The 17815-nt window shown below is 61.4% G+C and carries 14 protein-coding genes and 1 tRNA gene; 2 read left to right on the forward strand and 13 right to left on the reverse strand.

Going from position 1 to position 17815, the window contains the following annotated elements:
* Positions 1 to 39 precede the first annotated feature (39 nt).
* The gene (locus Q0J57_RS04920; RefSeq protein WP_297217678.1) at positions 40 to 3615 is read left to right on the forward strand and encodes a PEP/pyruvate-binding domain-containing protein; all 3576 of its coding nucleotides are present in this window, start codon (positions 40 to 42) and stop codon (positions 3613 to 3615) included.
* Positions 3616 to 3754: 139 nt separating this feature from the next.
* A complete protein-coding gene (locus Q0J57_RS04925) occupies positions 3755 to 5518 on the forward strand; it encodes a DUF262 domain-containing protein (RefSeq protein ID WP_297217682.1) in 1764 nt (587 codons plus the stop codon).
* A 218-nt stretch (positions 5519 to 5736) separates the two neighbouring features.
* Here the strand turns inward: Q0J57_RS04925 and pth are convergent, their stop codons facing one another.
* The 13 genes from pth to Q0J57_RS04990 all read right to left on the reverse strand — a co-directional run bounded on the left by pth (position 5737) and on the right by Q0J57_RS04990 (position 17715).
* A complete protein-coding gene (gene pth / locus Q0J57_RS04930) occupies positions 5737 to 6369 on the reverse strand; it encodes an aminoacyl-tRNA hydrolase (protein WP_297217687.1) in 633 nt (210 codons plus the stop codon).
* 2 nt (positions 6370 to 6371) lie between these two features.
* Positions 6372 to 7319, reverse strand: coding sequence for an alpha/beta fold hydrolase (locus tag Q0J57_RS04935; RefSeq protein WP_297217690.1), 948 nt, complete (start codon positions 7317 to 7319; stop codon positions 6372 to 6374).
* Positions 7320 to 7403: 84 nt separating this feature from the next.
* Positions 7404 to 8000 carry a 50S ribosomal protein L25/general stress protein Ctc gene (locus Q0J57_RS04940; protein ID WP_297217692.1) on the reverse strand — a complete coding sequence of 199 codons (597 nt, stop codon included), beginning with the start codon at positions 7998 to 8000 and terminating at the stop codon, positions 7404 to 7406.
* Positions 8001 to 8081: 81 nt separating this feature from the next.
* Positions 8082 to 9032 (reverse strand): ribose-phosphate pyrophosphokinase, encoded by a 951-nt coding sequence (locus Q0J57_RS04945; protein WP_297218135.1) that lies wholly within the window; start codon positions 9030 to 9032, stop codon positions 8082 to 8084.
* A gap of 33 nt (positions 9033 to 9065) precedes the next feature.
* Positions 9066 to 9140 (reverse strand) — tRNA-Gln (locus Q0J57_RS04950).
* Positions 9141 to 9147: 7 nt separating this feature from the next.
* Positions 9148 to 10080, reverse strand: coding sequence for a 4-(cytidine 5'-diphospho)-2-C-methyl-D-erythritol kinase (ispE, locus tag Q0J57_RS04955; protein ID WP_297217695.1), 933 nt, complete (start codon positions 10078 to 10080; stop codon positions 9148 to 9150).
* Positions 10077 to 10610, reverse strand: a complete 534-nt coding sequence (gene hslV, locus Q0J57_RS04960; RefSeq protein ID WP_297217697.1) for an ATP-dependent protease subunit HslV — start codon at positions 10608 to 10610, stop codon at positions 10077 to 10079. The genes ispE and hslV overlap by 4 nt, the downstream gene beginning before the upstream one ends.
* Positions 10610 to 12031 (reverse strand): M48 family metallopeptidase, encoded by a 1422-nt coding sequence (locus tag Q0J57_RS04965; protein ID WP_297217701.1) that lies wholly within the window; start codon positions 12029 to 12031, stop codon positions 10610 to 10612. The genes hslV and Q0J57_RS04965 overlap by 1 nt, the downstream gene beginning before the upstream one ends.
* 56 nt (positions 12032 to 12087) lie before the next feature.
* Entirely contained in the window at positions 12088 to 13539 is a 1452-nt protein-coding gene (cysS, locus tag Q0J57_RS04970; RefSeq protein ID WP_297217703.1) for a cysteine--tRNA ligase, read from the reverse strand.
* Positions 13540 to 13543: 4 nt separating this feature from the next.
* A complete protein-coding gene (rpiB, locus tag Q0J57_RS04975; protein ID WP_297217706.1) occupies positions 13544 to 13990 on the reverse strand; it encodes a ribose 5-phosphate isomerase B in 447 nt (148 codons plus the stop codon).
* 42 nt (positions 13991 to 14032) lie between these two features.
* On the reverse strand, positions 14033 to 14827 hold the full coding sequence (locus tag Q0J57_RS04980) for a hypothetical protein (RefSeq protein WP_297217709.1): 795 nt from the start codon (positions 14825 to 14827) through the stop codon (positions 14033 to 14035).
* Entirely contained in the window at positions 14824 to 16554 is a 1731-nt protein-coding gene (locus Q0J57_RS04985; protein WP_297217714.1) for a tetratricopeptide repeat protein, read from the reverse strand. Before Q0J57_RS04985 ends, Q0J57_RS04980 begins: the two co-directional genes overlap by 4 nt.
* Positions 16555 to 17715: an RNA polymerase factor sigma-32 gene (locus Q0J57_RS04990; RefSeq protein ID WP_297217717.1), complete on the reverse strand. Its 1161-nt coding sequence runs from the start codon at positions 17713 to 17715 to the stop codon at positions 16555 to 16557.
* Positions 17716 to 17815: the final 100 nt, after the last annotated feature.

Genomic DNA, 17815 nt, shown 5'->3' on the forward strand with positions numbered 1-17815 from the left:
AGGCCTTTCCCCCTCTTTTCCGTTATCCCGGAGGATATCATGACGACCCCCAAGACCCCTGTGACCAAATCAGGCGGCAAAGCTGTCAAGGAAAGCCCTGAGGCTATCCGCAAGAAATTGGTCCTCACCGGCGCCGATATTGTGGCGCTTGGTGAAGAAGCGGAACTGCTTGTAGGCGGCAAGAATTACAATACAGCGCTCATCAGTGAAATCGAGGGAATCCAGGCGCCCTATTTCCGCGCCATTTCTTCGCTGGCCTTCCATCGCCTTCTTGATGAAACCAAGGTGAGCGGCAGGGTTGTCCGCAGTGTGGTGGACAAGGAATACGGCCGAATTGACTGGAACGACCCCGAAATCAATCAGGACCCCGACTTCCTGCAGAAATTCGTGCGCCAGCTCGGGCGCAAGGTGCATGATGCGGCCAAGGGCGAGGAACAGGGGCACACCAAGCTGCGTACCTTCATCAACAATGTGGTGGAGGGCTTTGCCACCTCTCCCGAGGGCATCGACCAGCTGCGCAAGCGTTCCGTCATGGTGCAGACCGCCATTCTTTCCGTGGACCTGCCGGCGGATGTGGATGCGGCCGTGCGCGGCGCCTATCAGGCCATCTGCGGGGACAATAACGATGATATGACCCCCGTGGCCGTGCGTTCGTCCGCCGCGGGCGAAGACTCCCGCAAAAAGGCCTTTGCCGGTCTCCAGGATACCTACCTGAACATGGTGGGCAGCGACAAGGTGGTGGAGGCCTATCACTGGGACTGCTCCTCGGCCTACAATCTGCGCTCCATGACCTATCGCCGCGAGGCCATTCTGGATGCCATTGCCCGCGCCGAGGAAACGGGGGACGAATCCATTGCCGAAGCCGCCAAGAAGGACTGGGCCATCGAAAATACCTCCCTGTCCGTCTGCATGATGCAGATGATCAATCCCGTGGTGTCGGGCACGGCCTTTTCGGCTGATACGTCCACAGGCTGCCGCGGTACGGACCGCAAGGACCTGGTGAGCATCGACACCAGCTACGGTCTGGGCGAGGCCGTGGTGGGCGGCAAGGTTACCCCGGACAAGCTGTATGTCTTTCAGCGTGATGACGGCAGTGACGTGGTCATCCGTCAGATGGGCTGCAAGGACATGAAGATCGTCTATGACGAAAAGGGCGGCACCCGCGAAGTGCCTGTTCCCGAGCTGGAGGCCCTGCGCTGGGCCTTGTCGCTCAGCCAGGCAGAGCGTGTGGCCCGTGGCGTGCGCGCTGTGAGCAAGGCATACGGCGGCATGATCATGGATACGGAATTCTGCATTGACGCCAACGACAAGCTCTGGTTCGTGCAGGCCCGTCCTGAAACCCGCTGGAACGAGGAACTGGAGCGCCATCCCACCACCATCTTCATGCGCCGCCGCGAGGTAGACCCCAAGGCCGCCGAGGCCGCCGAAGTGCTGGTGGAAGGCAATGGCGCCTCGCGCGGGGCCGGGCATGGCACGGTGCGTTTCCTGCGTTCCGCTCTTGAGCTGAACAAGGTGGAAAAGGGCGATGTGCTGGCAGCGGAACGCACGGATCCGGACATGGTGCCCGGCATGCGTGTGGCTTCGGCCATCATGGCGGACGTGGGCGGCGATACCAGCCATGCGGCCATTACCTCCCGTGAACTGGGCATTGCCGCCGTCATCGGTATTCAGCGTCTGGATGTGCTGCGTGCGCTGGACGGGGCCGAAGTGACCGTGGACGGCACGCATGGCCGCGTGTATCGCGGGCTGCTGCCGCTCAAGGAAGTGGGCGGCGAAATGGACGTGGCCAAGCTGCCCGTCACCAGAACCAAGGTGGGTCTGGTGCTGGCTGACGTGGGCCAGTCGCTCTTCCTGTCGCGTCTGCGCAATTTCCCCAAGTTTGAGGTGGGCCTGCTGCGTGCCGAGTTCATGCTGGGCAATATCAGCATCCATCCCAAGGCGCTGGAAGCCTATGACAACGGCGAACTGGAAAGCATCGTGCAGGCCAAGCTGAAGGAACTGGCCAACAATCTTTCCAAGGTGCTGCGCGAGCAGATGGCCGCCGGTCTCATTGTCTTCAATTTCAATCTGCGTGAATACGTGGGAGAAATCACGGGCCTGTCGGCCGAGGCGGCTGCCCTGGCCGAAACCGACACCAGCTCCAATGCGGAAGAAGTGCTGCTGCTGCACCGCAAGATGCGCGAGCTGGATCACAAGATCGACCAGCACCTGGAAATTGCCTCCCGCAGGCTGGAAGTGCTCAAGACTTCCGATGATCTCACGGATCATGTGCGCATCATCATGGGCTATGATGACGAGCTGGCCCTGCTCAATCCGGCTGATCCCGAAGATGCCAAGCGTATGGCGGAAATCGAAGCCAGCGTGGCGGATCGTGTGGCCAAGGTCAAGGACCTGCCCGTGGTGAAGGCCCTGCTGGACAATATCAGCCGCCTGCGCGAGGAAGTGAGCCTGCGGGCCGGCCTCAAGAAGGAAATGGACTCCGTGCGTCAGCTGCCGGAAAAGATCCGCAACCTTATCCGTTCGCGCGGCTACCGGACCGGCAAGGAGCACTATGTGCAGACCCTTGCCCAGAATCTGGCCCTTTTTGCCATGGCCTTCTACGGCAAGACCATCATCTACCGTACCACGGACTTCAAGAGCAACGAATATCGCAATCTCATCGGCGGCATTCTGTTCGAGCATCACGAGTCCAACCCCATGCTGGGCTATCGCGGCGTTTCCCGCAATATCCACGACTGGGAAATCGAGGCCTTCAAGCTGGCGCGCGGTGTCTACGGCGGAACAAATCTGCAGATGATGCTGCCCTTTGTGCGCACGCTGGAAGAAGCCCGCTCCATGCGGACCTATCTGGAGCAGGTCCACAAGCTCAAGAGCGGCGAAGACGGGCTGCGGATCATTCTCATGTCCGAAATTCCTGCCAATGCCATTCTGGCCAAGCAGTTCCTTGCGGAATTTGACGGATTCTCCATCGGTTCCAATGACATGACCCAGATGGTCCTGGCCACGGACCGCGACAATGCCCGCCTGGCGCATATCTATGACGAAGAGGACCCGGCGGTGATCTGGGCCATTCTGGTGACCATCTTCTCCGGCCAGAAGTACGGCAAGAAGGTGGGCTTCTGCGGGCAGGGGGTCTCCAACAGCGTCATTCTGCGCGGTCTGGTGGCCATTGCCGGCATTGTTTCCGCCTCTGTGGTGCCGGATACCTATTTCCAGACCGTGCAGGATATTGCCGCCGTGGAAGCGGAAAACATCCCCACGTCCGGCCTGGGAGCCTGGCTGGGCAAGCAGCATCATCAGCGCCTGGCCCATCTCATGGAAGAAACGGGCTATGGGCATATCCTCAAGAAGTACACGCTGCCGCAGGATATTCAGGAGTGGTACGAGGGCGAACTGCAACGCCGCCACGAGCAGCTGCGTGAACATCTGGATACGCCCAAGGAAGACTTCTACCGGACGGAACTGGAGAGCTTCCGCTCCACCTTCCACAAGCCGGTCATCTACGCCACCTGGGACTGGAACCATACGGTGGAAGATGCTCTGCATCAGGCGGGTTTTGCCAGCTTTGAAGAGCAGGCCGCTGCGCTGGAAGAATATCGCAAGCTGGAATTCTAGGCCGACTTCTTGCTGCGTCGGATCATTGTGTACATAGTGTAAGAGAAAAGGGGAAAGCCAGCATCGGCTTTCCCCTTTTCTTGTTTTCCAGGGCGCGTTCATCAAGGAACGCCCCATACCTTCACGTGATGGGGGAGGCATGTCGACGCCATTGTTCAAGCCTGTTTCGTGTACAGTAGAATGGCTGGTTTCCAATATCGATCACGGAAATCTGGGCCTGCCGGATATTCAGCGGCCTTTTGTGTGGAGCAATGCACAGGTACGCGATTTGTTTGACTCCATGTTTCGCGGCTATCCCGTCGGCTTCCTCCTTTTTTGGGCATCTCCTTCCAGCCCGGGGAGCCGGCAGATCGGCAGCCAGGGGCATGGTACGGATAGTCCGTCGCTTCTGATTATTGATGGTCAGCAACGACTCACATCATTGTATGCGGTGATGAAGGGTTTGCCGGTTACTGACAAGAACTTTTCCGAGCGGCGTATAAAGATTGCCTTTCATCCTGAAAAAGGTAGGTTTGAGGTATCCACTGCGGCCTTGGCGCGCAGCCCGGAATGGATACCTGATATTTCTGAACTATTTTCCCGTGCCGGAAGCAGTCGCAAACATATCAATGCATTTTTGCACCGCCTGCAGGCAAGTCAGGGTGAGACAAGCTCTGAGCGCGAAGAGATCATGGCGGAAAATATCGAACGCCTGCTCAGCATCAGAACCTACAGCTTTTCTGCACTTGAAATTGACAAGGAAACCGACGAGGAACTGGTTTCTGATATTTTCGTGCGGGTCAATAGCGGAGGGCAGAAACTGAATCAATCAGATTTTATTCTGACGCTGATGTCCGTTTTTTGGGATGAAGGCAGAACTGCCCTGGAAAGCTTTTGCCGGGCCGCACGTGTCCCCAGTGCTACAGGCGGTAGTCCGTACAATTATTTTTATGCACCGGAACCCAGTGACATGGTACGGGTCAGTATTGGCCTGGCATTCAAGCGTGCTCGTCTGAAATACGGCTATCAGGTTCTTCGTGGAAAAGACCTGGAAACAGGAGATGTGACTTCGGAACGGCGTCAAGCACAGTTTTCACTGTTTAAGGATGCACAAGGTAAGGTCCTTGCGCTGCAAAACTGGAAGGATTTTCTTCGCTGCCTGTATGCCGCCGGATTCCGTCATGAGAAAATGATCACGTCAGGCGTTGGTTTGCTGTATGCATATACTTTTTTTCTTATAGGAAAGTATGATTATGCGCTTTCTGGCGATGCTCTCCGGCTGGCAATTGCCCGCTGGTTCTTCATGAGCTCACTTACGGCACGCTACTCAAGCTCGCCAGAATCCAAGATGGAGCAGGACCTTGCCAATTTGCGCGGCATTCAAAGCGGACAGGCATTTTTAGCGCATTTGGATCGCATTATTCGCGATACGCTGACGGATGATTTCTGGAATATTACCTTACCCAATGAGCTTGCCTCGGCGGCCGCTCGGAGTCCGTCGCTCTATACATACTATGCCGCCCTGGTCCTTCTGGATGCTCACGTCCTGTTTTCCGATCTGAAAGTCGCGGACATGCTGGATCAGACAATGCGAGGAAACAGGGAAGCCCTTGAGCGTCACCACCTGTTTCCCAAGGCATACTTGCAGCGCATTGGCATAGACAATGACCGCGACAGGAATCAAATTGCCAATTATGCGCTGGTCGAATGGGATCGTAATGTCACTATTGCCGATAAGGCGCCGGCCAGCTACTTTCCCGAGCAGGTGAAGAGGCACCTGCACCGCGCTGAACTTCATGAAGATTTGCGCTTGCATGCCTTGCCTGACGGGTGGGAGAGCATGCCGTACGCCGAATTTCTGGAAAAAAGGCGTGTTCTGATGGCCCACATCATTCGGGAGGGCTTTGCTAGATTGCAGCAATAGCCGCCGCCACGAGGCATGGTGCCTGCCGAATGTTATCTTCCCGACAAAAGCGCACTGGGGAGGGGGGCTTGGGGGAAGGCAAAGCCCTCCACCAGCGCGGAAGGGGCTGCCTTTCCCCAAGCCTTCCCCCGAAATCTGTCGCCGGACAGGCAGCGGCGCGAAAACAAAGCCGCCGCCCGCAAGGTAGGTGTTCCTCAGCGGTTTTTCCGCCAGAGCAGCTATGCCTTGTCTGCCCTGTTCGTGTCCGTCTTCGCCCTGGATGGCCGGCAGGCGCGCACAGCCGCCTCCAGTCCCTTGTCGGCAAAGGCGGTCAGCACCGAGAGGCCCCGCTGAATGGCGTCCTGTATGGCGTCTGCATCGGCGCCGCAGGGACGTCCCAGCACCCAGTTCGTCACGTCGCCACGGACAGGAGGGCGTCCGATGCCGATGCGCAGACGGTAAAAGTCCGGGGTCCCCAGCAGCTGGGTAATGGACTTGAGGCCATTGTGTCCGGCATTGCCACCGCCGAACTTGAAACGCAGGTCACCGGGGGGAATATCCAGCTCGTCATGGGCAACCACCAGACGGGACGGCGCCACCTTGTGCCAGGCCAGCAGCGGCTGGACGCACTGGCCGCTCAGATTCATGAAGGTCTCCGGCATGGCGGCCAGCCATTGACCCCCCAGGGGCGTCCAGCGGATGCGCCAGAGCCGGCAGGAAAATTTGCTGCCGGCAACCTCGCTGACGTCACCGCCATGGGTGCGCGCGGCATGCAGCAGCGCCTCCACCAGCAAAAAACCGCAGTTGTGCCGGGTTCCGGCATATTTTTCGCCGGGATTGCCCAGGCCAACCAGAACACCTGTAAAATCCATACTCAATCCTTTGCGGCGATACCGCGTGACGGGAAATGCTGCCCCTGGCCGTCCGCCTGCTGCGCGGCGGGAAGCGGGGGCAGATGTTCGGCCAGATAGCGGGCGGCATGGCTGGCGCCAGCTGCCTGCATAAGGCAGAGATGGCCGCCGGAGGGCAGCCAGGCCAGAGTCTTGTCCGGGGCGTGCAGACGTTCGAAGGTTGTCTGGAGCAGCGCCGGTGTGAACAGGGCGTCATCCGGGGCGCCGAGCAGATGCACGGGAACGGCTGCCGTGGTCCCGGCATGCAGACTGAAGAGGGAATACAGAAAGCGCAGGGGATAGGTGAAGCGCCGCTCCCGCCGGGACAGCCGGGGCCAGCGCGTGCAGCCGGCCAGAATGCGCCGGGGGGAAAGATAGCAGGGCAGTGGCACGGGCAGGCCGGGAAAGCGCTGTGCCCAGCGGGCAAGACGGCTCATGATGCCCTGCCGGTATGCGGCCAGCGGGGCAAGGCGGGTGAGCGTCACGGCCTCGGCATGTTGTGGATAAACGGCCGAGATGGCAAAGCAGGCGCGGAGATGGGGCAGGGGAGGGATGTGCTGCCCGTCCGGCCAGCTGGCGCCGCCAGCCGCAGCCAGGGCAAGAATACCTCCCTGACTGTGCCCGCAGAGTATGATTTCCGAGTGCTGACCACGGTGCCGCAGGCAGTCCACCGCCGCGTGCACATCTTCCAGCAGGCGGGCACAGTGAAAGGGGCCGCGGTGCCGGGAGGCGCCATGGCCCGTGGCATGCAGGGCAGCCACGGAAAAGCCCTCCCGCATGAGTGCCTGGAGGAACACATGATAGTGCAGCGGAGAGAGCATGCTTCCCGGCAGAAAGAGGACGCAGGCGGCGTTGCTGCGGGGCCAGCAGTCCAGAAAGGCCCGGCCGTGGTCATGCGGATACAGGGAAAGCCGAAGCGGGGAGACGTCCATGGAAGCAGCGGGAGAGCACACGGGCAAAAAGGCCGGTTCCTCCAGCAAGGAACCGGCCATGCAGACAGTTGACGCGACGGGCGACTATTCTTCGCCGGCGTCGTCGGCACCGGCCTTGGACTTGTCGATGATGCTCACCAGCGCAAAGTTCTGGTCATAGACGGCCGACACATTGGCAGGCAGGGGCAGGGTTTCAATGGTGATGGTGTCATTGATGCCCATGTTGCTCACGTCCACCGTGATCTTGGCGGGCATGTCCAGGGGCTTGGCGCTGAGGCGCACCACTTCGCGATAGGCTTCCATGATGCCGCCCAGCTTCACGCCGCGCGCGGTGCCCACAAATTCCACGGGAACATCGATCTTGATTTCCTTGTCCAGATCAACGCCGTAGAAGTCGATGTGGGTAAAGGCCTTCTTGTAGGGGTGCATCTGCACCTGCCAGAAAAGGGCGGGGTAGACGCTCTTGGTGCCGTTGTCGTCAATTTCAAGATTGAACACGGACGTGCGGCCCATTTCGCCATACAGCTTTTCCACAGGCAGGGAAGGGGCCTGGACAGCGATATTCTTGCCATCAGCGGTATAGAACACGCCAGGAACCATATCCTGGGCGCGCACACGACCCGCCGGGCCCTTGCCGCTGCCTTCACGCTTTTGCACGCTCAACGTCTTTTCAATGTTCATTTCCTTACTCCTTCACTGTCTACCGCTGCAAGGCGGAAAACTTGCGTAGTTTTTAACGGGGCAAGGGCCCCCGTAAATTTGCTAGATGAACAGCACACTCACCGAAGAACCGGTGTGGATGTTGTGAATGGTCTTGCCCAGCAGGGCAGCAACGGTGACAACCTCGATCTTGGGACAGGCCGTCAGCTTGTCGCCCAGCGGGATGGTATCGGTCACGATGACGCGCTCCAGGGCGGACGTGCTGTTGATGCGGTCAATGGCCGGGCCGGAAAGCACAGGATGGGTGGCGCAGGCAATGATCTTGGAAGCCCCGTTCTTGAGCAGCACTTCGGCGCCGGCGCACAGGGTGCCGGCAGTATCGATCATGTCATCAACCATGATGGCTACCCGGCCTTCCACATCGCCGATGACGTGCATGGCCTGGGCCTGATTGGGCTTGTCGCGGCGCTTGTCCACGATGGCCAGCGGGGCATTGAGGCGCTTGGCATAGGAACGGGCGCGCTCCACGCCGCCGGCATCGGGCGAAACGATGACGATTTCGTCCTGTTCGCTGTATTTGCGCAGCGGATCCATCATGACCGGCGTGGCGAAGAGATTGTCCACCGGGCAGTCGAAAAATCCCTGAATCTGGCCGGCATGCAGGTCAATGGTTACCACGCGGTCGGCACCGGCCGTGCTGATGAAGTCGGCCACCATTTTGGCGCTGATGGGGGCACGGGGGCTGACCTTGCGATCCTGACGGGCATAGGCATAGTAGGGGATGACCGCCGTGATGCGTCCGGCACTGGCCCGCTTGAGCGCATCAAGCATGAGGCAGAGCTGCATGAAATTGCGGTTTACATTGGGCGGACAGGTGGGCTGAACAACGAAGACGTCGTCACCGCGCACATTGTCGCCGATTTCTATGCGCAGTTCCCCGTCGCTGAAGGTCGTGGCGAGGGTTGGGGTGAGCTGGCAGCCAAGATGGTTGCAAATGGCTTTGGCCAGATCGGGATTGGACGAACCTGTGACAATCTTCAGATCGCTGAACATCATCTGTGTGTGCCTTTGCGCCGTATGGTTGTATGGCTGGGATGGAAGGGTTCGAACCTTCGGATGACGGAGCCAAAACCCGTTGCCTTACCACTTGGCGACATCCCAGCAGGAGTTACGCGATTGCACAAATGTGCGCCTGCCATCGTCTCGACAATGCTCTGGCAGCGACAGGCGCCGTTGCCGACGCGAAAAGCCCCACCATCGCAGAGCCGCTGCCGCTCATGACAGCAGCCCACGCGCCCGCTTGCAGCAGCGCCTGGCGCATTTCCGTGATGACGGGATAGGTCGCCGCCACGGGCGCTTCCAGATCATTGCGCATGGCAAGAGCCTGCTCGCGGGTGAAAACGGCATCACAATGGGCATCCGCTTTCGGCATGGACGAGAGAGACGTTCCAGTATCCCGTATGGCGCCATTTGTCAAGTCCCCGGCGTCCTGCGGTGCCGCGTCCCGGCGCCGGCACCAGGCATCATAGGCGCCATAGGCCCAGGGCGTACTGATGCTTTCGCCGGGGCAGAGCAGCACAAGCACTGTGTCCGGCAGGTCCACCCGCACGGGCGTCAGCCGTTCGCCGATGCCCTGCACGCGGCAGGGGCAGTTCATGAGGAAAAAGGGCACATCCGCCCCCACCTCCAGGGCGGCAAGGTGCAGCTCCTGTTCCGTCAGCGGTGCGGGAGCGGTGTCGTTGAGCCAGCGCAGCAGTACGGCGGCATCACTGCTGCCGCCGCCAAGGCCGGCGCCCGAGGGAATGCCCTTGGTCAGGTGCAGGCGCAAGGCCGGCGGGGGCGTCTGCGCACGGCGGGCAAAGGCCTGATAGGCCTTGGTCAGCGTATTGTGCCCCAGGTCCAGCCCCGGCATGGCGCAGTGCAGCTCCAGCTGCGGGGTGGCAGCCGGCAGGGGGCTGATGTCCAGAACGTCACAGGGGGCTGCCAGCGGCAGAAAGAGCGAGTCCAGTTCATGGTAGCCATTGGGACGTATGCCGGTGATGCGCAGGCCGAGATTGACCTTGCAGCCCGCGGTGAGGCGCTGGGAGACAGGCAGGCTCACAGTGTTTCCACCGTAAAGTGGTCGTTGGTATAGACGCAGATTTCCGACGCGATCTGCATGGCCTCGCGCACAATATCCGGTGCGGTCATGTCGCTGTGGCGCACCAGGGCGCGCGCCGCGGACAGGGCAAAGGGACCGCCGCTGCCGATGGCGGCCACATCGTCATCCGGCTCGATGACATCCCCCGTGCCGGAGAGAAGCAGCAAATGCTGGCTGTCGGCCAGCAGAAGCATGGCCTCCAGCTTGTGCAGGTATTTGTCCTTGCGCCATTCCTTGGTCATTTCCACGGCGGCGCGCAGCAGGTTGCCGCGAAATTCCTTGAGCTTGGCCTCAAACAGTTCAAAAAGGGTAAAGGCATCGGCCGTGGCGCCGGCAAAGCCTGCCAGCACCTTGCCCTCGTTGAGGCGGCGAATCTTGCGGGCCGAGTGCTTCATGACCATGCTCTGGCCCAGGGTGACCTGGCCGTCGCCGGCCATGGCCACAAGGCCGTTTTTCTTAACGGCCAGAATGGTGGTGGAGTGCATTTCCATCAGTCTTCCCACATTTCCTTGCGTTCTTTGTATACGGATTCCATACGCCGCAGCAGGGCCTTGTCCCGTGCGTCGCGCACCTTGGCTCGCGCCTCTTCCACATAGCGCTTTGCCAGCTTGCGCTTGTTGGCATAGATGGCACTGTAGGCCAGATGCACATAGGCCGCACCCGTGCGGCCCGTGCGTCCCAGTGACCGGGCATAGGCCTCGTGCACGTCTGCCTCTTCGGGGACCTGCCGCAGCACGTCACGGTAATAGCTGTCGGCCTGGGTGGCACGCCCGGTCTCGTCCAGCAGGCGGGCATAGAAGAAGCTGGCCATGTAGTCCTGCCGGTCAAGCTGCATGGCCTGCCGCAGCAGGCGTTCCGCCAGGGAGGTGTCCCCCTTGCGATAATGGAATATGCCGGCTTCGCGCAGCACCAGCGAATCCTGCGGCGCCAGGGTCAACGCCTCCTGAAAGCTGCGCGCGGCCTGCGTCACGTTGTTGTTGCGGGCGTACACCATGGCCTTGCCCATGGCCGAAAGGCCGTCCCTGCCCCGTGAAAAGCGCTGCAGGGCCGCCTGGCTGTCCCCGTAGCGTGCCCAGAGCAGGGTCTGCACACGCAGGAAGCGCCGGTTGTCCACCTTGCGGCTGCGCAGGGAGGAGGCCATACCGGTCACCCTGGCCATGATGCCGTTGATGCGGTCGCCGATGTCTGGATGGGTGGAGAGATAGGCCGGGACGCTGGTGCCGCTCATCCAGCTTTTTTGCCGCAGGACCTTGAAGCCTCCGGCCATGCTCTGGGGGGGATAGCCGGCAGCCATGAGGTACTGCAAGCCAATATGGTCTGCCTCGTTCTCGTCGATGCGGCTGTAATTGAGCATGGCGGACTGACCGGCGCCCATGGCGCCCACGGCCAGGGCGCCGCCACCGGAACCGCCGGCGGCGATGCCGGCAATGGCCAGCAGCAGAGAGGCAATGCTGACCACCTGCGCCCGCTCCAGGCGGGAGGCCACGTGACGCTGGGTAACATGGGCCAGCTCGTGCGAGAGCACGCCGGCCAGCTCGCCCTCATTGTTGAGGTTCATGATCAGGCCCGTAAAGACATACACATAGCCACCAGGCACGGCAAAGGCATTGAGCGAGGGGTGCAGAATGACCCCGGCGCGAAAGGTGAAGGGCTGGGGGGGAATGGCCCCCACCAGGCGGGACACCAGGCTTTCCACATAGTGGCTGACCTCCGGGTCCTGCACCAGCGGCAGATTGGCCCGGATCATGGTGTCAAACTTGTGGCCCATCTCCTTTTCGTCCTTCAGGGAAACCCCCCCGAAGAAAAAGGCCAGGGCAGGCCCGGCTGTCAGTTGCAGCACAAGAAGGGCCAGCAGGGCGGCCAGCATGCCGGTGTGGAGGATATTCTTCAGGCAGTGCATGAAGTTTTGCATGGCATCTCCTCTCTGCGGATACCGGCCAGCCCTGCGGATAGACACGCTGGGCGCGGCTAGTCCATGTCCCAGAGCTGTCCCTGGGGCGTATCCCGCACCATGACGCCCAGCGCGGCCAGTTCGTCACGCAGGGCATCGGACCGGGCAAAGTCCTTGTTCTGGCGGGCCGTGGCCCGCTGGGCCATGAGGTCTTCCACCCTGGCAAGGTCCACCTTGTTGCGGCGGGCCTTCTGATCGCGCATGGCCAGCAGAAAGGCTTCGGGTTCCTGACCGAACAGACCGAACAGGCGGCTCCAGTCCTGTGCACGGCGCAGAAAGTCCTCCAGCAGGGCCTTGGCGCCATCGCCGGCGCGCAGGGCCTTGTCTTCCAGCAGGCGATTGACCAGGCGCACCTGGGTGAAGATATGCCCGAAGGCCTGGGCGCTGTTCAGATCGTCATCCAGTGCCTCCGTGACCGTGGGCGCCAGCTCTTCCCATTCCTTGGCCAGGTCGGCGGGCAGGGCGATCTTCTTCCACTTGGCGCGCTCCAGGGCAAGGCGGACTTCGCGCAGGCATTCATAGACGCGATGCAGGGCGCGTTCAGCCTCGTCCATGGCTTCGGCGCTGAAGTCAATGGGGCTGCGATACTGCTTGCCCAGCAGGAAAAAGCGCAGAGTTTCGGGCAGGTAGCCGTCCAGAATATCCCGGATGGTCTTGAAGTTGCCCAGGGACTTGGACATCTTTTCGGCATTGATCTGCACAAAGCCGTTATGCACCCAGAAGCGGGCCAGCTGGCAGTGGCAGGAGGCTTCGGTCTGGGCTATCTCGTTTTCATGATGCGGAAAGATGAGGTCCTGCCCGCCACCATGAATGTCCAGCGGCAGATAGGGCTTGCTCATGGCCGAGCATTCGATGTGCCAGCCGGGGCGGCCCTTGCCCCAGGGGCTGTCCCAGCTGGGTTCGCCGGGTTTGGCGCCTTTCCAGAGGGCAAAGTCCAGCGGGTCTTCCTTTTCCTCGCCGGGAGCCACGCGGGCGCCGGCCTGGAGTTCGTCCAGGCTGCGGCCGGAGAGCTTGCCGTATGGCGGATAGGAACGCACACGGAAGTAGACATCCCCGGACGGGGTGGCATAGGCCTTGCCCTGGTTGATGAGCGTGGTGCAGATGTCCTGCATTTCGGCAATATGCTCCGTGGCGCGCGGTTCATGATCGGCGCGCAGCACGTTGAGGCGGTCCATGTCTTCGTGGAAGGCCCGGATGTAGGTTTCGGCAATTTCCTTCCAGTCGCGGCCTTCCTTGTTGGCGCGATTGATGATCTTGTCGTCCACATCCGTAAAGTTGCGCACAAAGGTGACGTCCAGCCCCTGGGCGCGCAGGTGACGCACCAGCAGGTCAAAGACAATGGCGGAACGGGCATGCCCGATGTGGCAGAGGTCATAGGCGGTGATGCCGCAGACATACATATGGACCTTGCCGGGGCGCAGGGGCGTGAAGGTTTCCTTTTTTCGGGTCAGCGTATTGTAAAGCAGCATGAAACTATCCCTTTGCGGGCTGTATGGTGAGCTGATCAAGGCGGCGCTGGTGGCGGCCGCCTTCAAAATCCGTATCCAGAAATGCCGCCATGATGGCCAGGGCCAGCTCCACGCCGGTGATGCGTGCCCCCAGGCAGAGCACATTGGCGTTATTGTGCCGGCGGGTAAGGCGGGCGTGCAACTCGGTGGTGCAGAGCGCCGCGCGGATACCCGCATGGCGGTTGGCAGCCATGGACATGCCGATGCCCGTACCGCAGATGAGAATGCCGCGTCCGTCGGCTTCCGCCTCCACGGCATGGCACAGGGCGTGGGCAAACTGCGGATAGTCGCAGCTTTCCCGGGTATGGGTGCCGTGGTCCGTCACGCTGAAGCCGCGTTCTTCCAGGGCGTGCTTCAGAATATCCTTGAGGTCAAGGCCCGCGTGGTCACAGGCCAGATGAATGGTGCTCATATCTCCTCCATAAGCCCATTGAAAATTGCGGAATGCGATCTGCTAGTCGGCAGGAGCGCGGTACCGGGACAGCGGCAGCAGGGGGGCGTTTTCCGGCAGGGAAAGGCTCAGCTGGCTCTGGGTGAAGGGGGGTACAGCGGCGTCACGCTGCTTGACAAGCACGATGGCCTTCTGGCCGTTGGCGTGCATCAGGTTCAGCCGGCGTGGCAGGGAGGCGTCATCATAGGCCACTTCCATGGTCCAGCCCCTGCTGCCGTCTTCCCGCCAGCGCCGGGGCAGGCCCCCGGCATCCACTTCCAGCACGCCGCCGGGCCGGCCGGGCAGGGCAAAGGCCAGGCAGCCGTTGCCGGCACTGGTGGCCGTCCCCTCGGCCGTGCCGAAAACAGCGGCATAGCGGCCGTTGAGCAGGGCAGACAGGTCCGTCAGCGCCAGAGGAACGGGGACGCCCACCTTGAGCAGGGGGCGGGTGCTGCCCTGATGGAAATAGGCCCTGTTTTCGTGCGGGGCATATACCAGAAAATGCGTGCCGTCTTCAAGAATATTGGCCACAACGGCCCCCACACCGGCCATGACATCCAGGCGCAGGGCATGGTCATTATTGCCCCAGAGCAGGGCCGTCACCCGGCGGGTGTCCCCGTCTTTGCCAAAGCGCAGGCTCATGTTCAGGCGGTAGGGTGCCTCCGGGTGCCGGGCGCTCTGGGACAGAAGGGCCTGCCAGACGGCGCGGGCCGAGGCCGGGTCGGCTGCCGGGGCCTGCTGCCGGGGGGATTGGGCGGCGCAGGCCGTCAGCAGGCCTGCCATGACCAGAAGCAGACAGAAGATGCGCAGTGTTTTCATAGCGTGGACAGGCGTTGCCGCAATGCTTCCGCATTGGCGGGTTTTTGTTCCAGAGCTTTTTCGTAGGCCTTGCGGGCCTCCTCCGCAAGTCCGGCATGGGCGGCAATGTCGCCATAATGCTCCCAGATGGCGGCATCGATGGGACCATCCTGGCGTACGGCCCGCCGGATCTGTTCCAGCGCTTCCGCATACTGGCCGTTCCGGAAGAGCGCCCAGGCCAGGGAGTCAATGATATAGGCCTGATGGGGGGCCAGGCTGTCCGCCCGGCGCAGCAGTTCGATGGCTCTGTCCAGGTCCCGGTTCTGTTCGGCCAGGGTATAGCCCACATAGTTGAGGGCCTGGGCATGGTCGGGATGGGCGCTGAGGAGGTTCTCCATGGTGCGGAATGCCTCGTCCTTTCTGCCCATTTCATCTTGCAGGCTGCCCAGCAGGAAGGTCAGGGACGCGTCCTGGGGCCAGCGTTTCAGGCTGTCTTCAAGCAGACTCAGGGCTTCCGCCCTGCGGTCCATGCGCACGAGAATGCGCGCCTCCAGCGTCACGAAGTCCGTCATGTCGGGATACTGCCGGCGTCCCTGACGCACGGTATCCAGTGCGGTGGCTTCCTGTCCGGCATCGGCCAGCATCTGGGCGCGTATGAGAACGGCCCGGGCGCTGGTGACCTCGTTTTCCACATTCCGGGGCAGCTTGTCCAGCCAGGCCAGGGCCTGTTTCAGGTCCCGGCGCTGCTGATAGCTCAGTTCTGCCAGAATCAGGAAAATTTCCGGCGGGGCATCCCGGCTGTCAGCCACCTTGCGCAGCAGGCGCTCGGCCTGGAGATAGTGCCCGGCATCCATGAAGAGGCGGGCGGCCGTGATGCGGAAGGACGGGGTGTCCGGCCCCTTGTCCAGATAACGGAGGGCCATGTCCGGCTGCTTGAGCTGCAATGAGGCATGGATCAGACGCAGCACCACGTCCTGGGAAGAAAAGTCCACCTTGAGCAGGCGTTCGTAGACGCTGCGCGCCTCTTTCCATTCGCCGCGCTGTTCGTGGATGAAGGCCAGCTCGGCCAGCGCTTCGGGAAAGTCGGGATTGCTGGCAATGGCCTGTTGCAGATGGCGGATGGCCTCGTCCTTGCGGTCCAGCGCCGAAAGGGAGCGGGCGTGCGTATATTCCAGCAGGGCAGTGCGGGCCTTCGGGGGAACGGCCGCCAGCAGGGCCTCAGCCTCGGCAAAGCGCGAGGCCTTGTTGAGCAGCATGGCCAGTTCCACCTGGGCATCCGTGGCATCGGCATGGCGGGCGATATAGGCCTGCATGAGGCCGATGGCCCTGTCCTGCATGCCGTTTTCGGCCAGGGCCTCCGCCTGAAGCATGTTCAGGGAAAGGTCTTCGGGATAGGCCGCCAGAGCCTGCTCCAGATAGGTCAGCAGATAGCCGGAGCGGCGCCCCAGCAGCCAGATGGCGCCATCAAGCCAGGCACTGGCCGGGATACGGCTTTTGCTGAGCAGCGGCAGGGCCTGCATGAGGCCTTCCTCGTCCTCGCGGCCGAGATTCTGCATGAGCACCAGATAGGCATAGGTATCCGCTGCCTCGGGGGAAAGGGCCATGGACGGGGAGCGTCCCGTGGAGCTGACCTGCTGGCCGCCGGACTGGTTATGCTGATTGGCGCAGCCGCCGCAGCCCAGCAAGGCAAAGGGTGCCATGCTTCCCATGAGCGCGGCACAAAGCAGAAGGGCGTTAGCGCGTTTCATTTACGACCGGATCCATTCGTCAGAAAAGTCCTTGATATCGCCGGCCAGATGCTGGCGAATCTTTTCCAGAAGGCGCGCTTCCAGCTGCCGGACGCGCTCGCGCGTCACGTTATACCGTTCCCCGATCTCGCGCAAGGTGACCGGATCATCGGAAAGAAGGCGGTTCTTCAGGATGTAGAGTTCCTTTTCGTTGAGTTTGGGCAGCAGGGTTTTCAGCTTGTCGTGCAGGATGCCGGCCACCTCGTTGTTGGCCAGGCCGTCCTCGATGCCGGGACCCAGGGCAGGCAGAAAATCCATGCGGGTGGCGCCGCCGGGTTCGTCCCCCACCTGGGCATTGAGGGACAGATCATTGGCAGCCAGGCGCTGGTCCATTTCCGCAATCTGCTCCTCGCTGACCCCCAGCCGTTCGGAAAGCATGGCCGCGTCCGGGTCAAAGCCCTGGGCAATGAGCTTCTGCCGCTCGCGGTTCAGATTGTAGAAGAGCTTGCGCTGCACCTGGGTGGTGCCGATCTTGACCATGCGCCAGTTGTCCATGATGAACTTGAGGATGTAGGCCTTGATCCAGAACGAGGCATAGTAGGAAAACTTGATGCCCTTGTCCGGGTCAAACTTGTTGACGGCCCGCATGAGACCCACATTGCCTTCCTGAACGAGGTCCAGCACATTCTGCATCCAGCGGCGCTGAAAATCCATGGCGATGCGGACCACAAGACGCAGATGGGAGGAAACGAGGCGAAAGGCGGCGTCAGGATCGTTATGATCGCGCACGCGCAGGGCCAGTTCGTGTTCCTCTTCGGGCTTGAGCAGAGGAAAGCGGCTGATTTCGCGCAGATAGAGATGCAGGCTGTCCCGTGATCCGGCCTGCACCGGCAGGTGCAACTCGGAAGGGGCCGGCAGGGCGTCGTCATCATGGACGGCTTCCGTGAGGAAGAGCGGCTCCTCGTCGTCATCGAGGCTGTCGGTATCCAGGTCTTCCTGATCGATGTCGTCAGCATCCTCGCTGATGTCAATGGTCCGGGGCACGTCGGGAGACCCCTTGGAGCCGGCCTTGCGCGACTTGGGAGGACGGGGCGCGGGCATGACTTCCACTTCGGGCTGAAGAGAAGGGGAAGCAGCGGCGGCCGCGCCTGAAAGGGAGGAGAGCTTGGCGTTATCTGCCATGGCAGGAATATGTCCGGAATTGTTGAGGCTGCGGGAGGGGGGAAGTGTCCAGAGGAATATATATAGTTTTGGTTTGTCCTTTTCAACGTTTTTCAGTAAT

The organism is uncultured Desulfovibrio sp., assembly GCF_944324505.1.
Lineage (GTDB): Bacteria > Desulfobacterota > Desulfovibrionia > Desulfovibrionales > Desulfovibrionaceae > Desulfovibrio.

Coding starts and splice junctions, on each gene's coding strand:
- pth (WP_297217687.1), bottom strand. CDS start 6,369: ATGGATTTTACAGGTGTTCTGGTTGGCCTGGGCAATCCCGGCGAAAAA.
- rpiB (WP_297217706.1), bottom strand. CDS start 13,990: ATGAGCACCATTCATCTGGCCTGTGACCACGCGGGCCTTGACCTCAAG.
- Q0J57_RS04935 (WP_297217690.1), bottom strand. CDS start 7,319: ATGGACGTCTCCCCGCTTCGGCTTTCCCTGTATCCGCATGACCACGGC.
- Q0J57_RS04925 (WP_297217682.1), top strand. CDS start 3,755: ATGTCGACGCCATTGTTCAAGCCTGTTTCGTGTACAGTAGAATGGCTG.
- Q0J57_RS04945 (WP_297218135.1), bottom strand. CDS start 9,032: ATGTTCAGCGATCTGAAGATTGTCACAGGTTCGTCCAATCCCGATCTG.
- Q0J57_RS04965 (WP_297217701.1), bottom strand. CDS start 12,031: ATGCAAAACTTCATGCACTGCCTGAAGAATATCCTCCACACCGGCATG.
- hslV (WP_297217697.1), bottom strand. CDS start 10,610: ATGGAAATGCACTCCACCACCATTCTGGCCGTTAAGAAAAACGGCCTT.
- Q0J57_RS04920 (WP_297217678.1), top strand. CDS start 40: ATGACGACCCCCAAGACCCCTGTGACCAAATCAGGCGGCAAAGCTGTC.
- Q0J57_RS04985 (WP_297217714.1), bottom strand. CDS start 16,554: ATGAAACGCGCTAACGCCCTTCTGCTTTGTGCCGCGCTCATGGGAAGC.
- cysS (WP_297217703.1), bottom strand. CDS start 13,539: ATGCTGCTTTACAATACGCTGACCCGAAAAAAGGAAACCTTCACGCCC.
- Q0J57_RS04980 (WP_297217709.1), bottom strand. CDS start 14,827: ATGAAAACACTGCGCATCTTCTGTCTGCTTCTGGTCATGGCAGGCCTG.
- Q0J57_RS04990 (WP_297217717.1), bottom strand. CDS start 17,715: ATGGCAGATAACGCCAAGCTCTCCTCCCTTTCAGGCGCGGCCGCCGCT.
- Q0J57_RS04940 (WP_297217692.1), bottom strand. CDS start 8,000: ATGAACATTGAAAAGACGTTGAGCGTGCAAAAGCGTGAAGGCAGCGGC.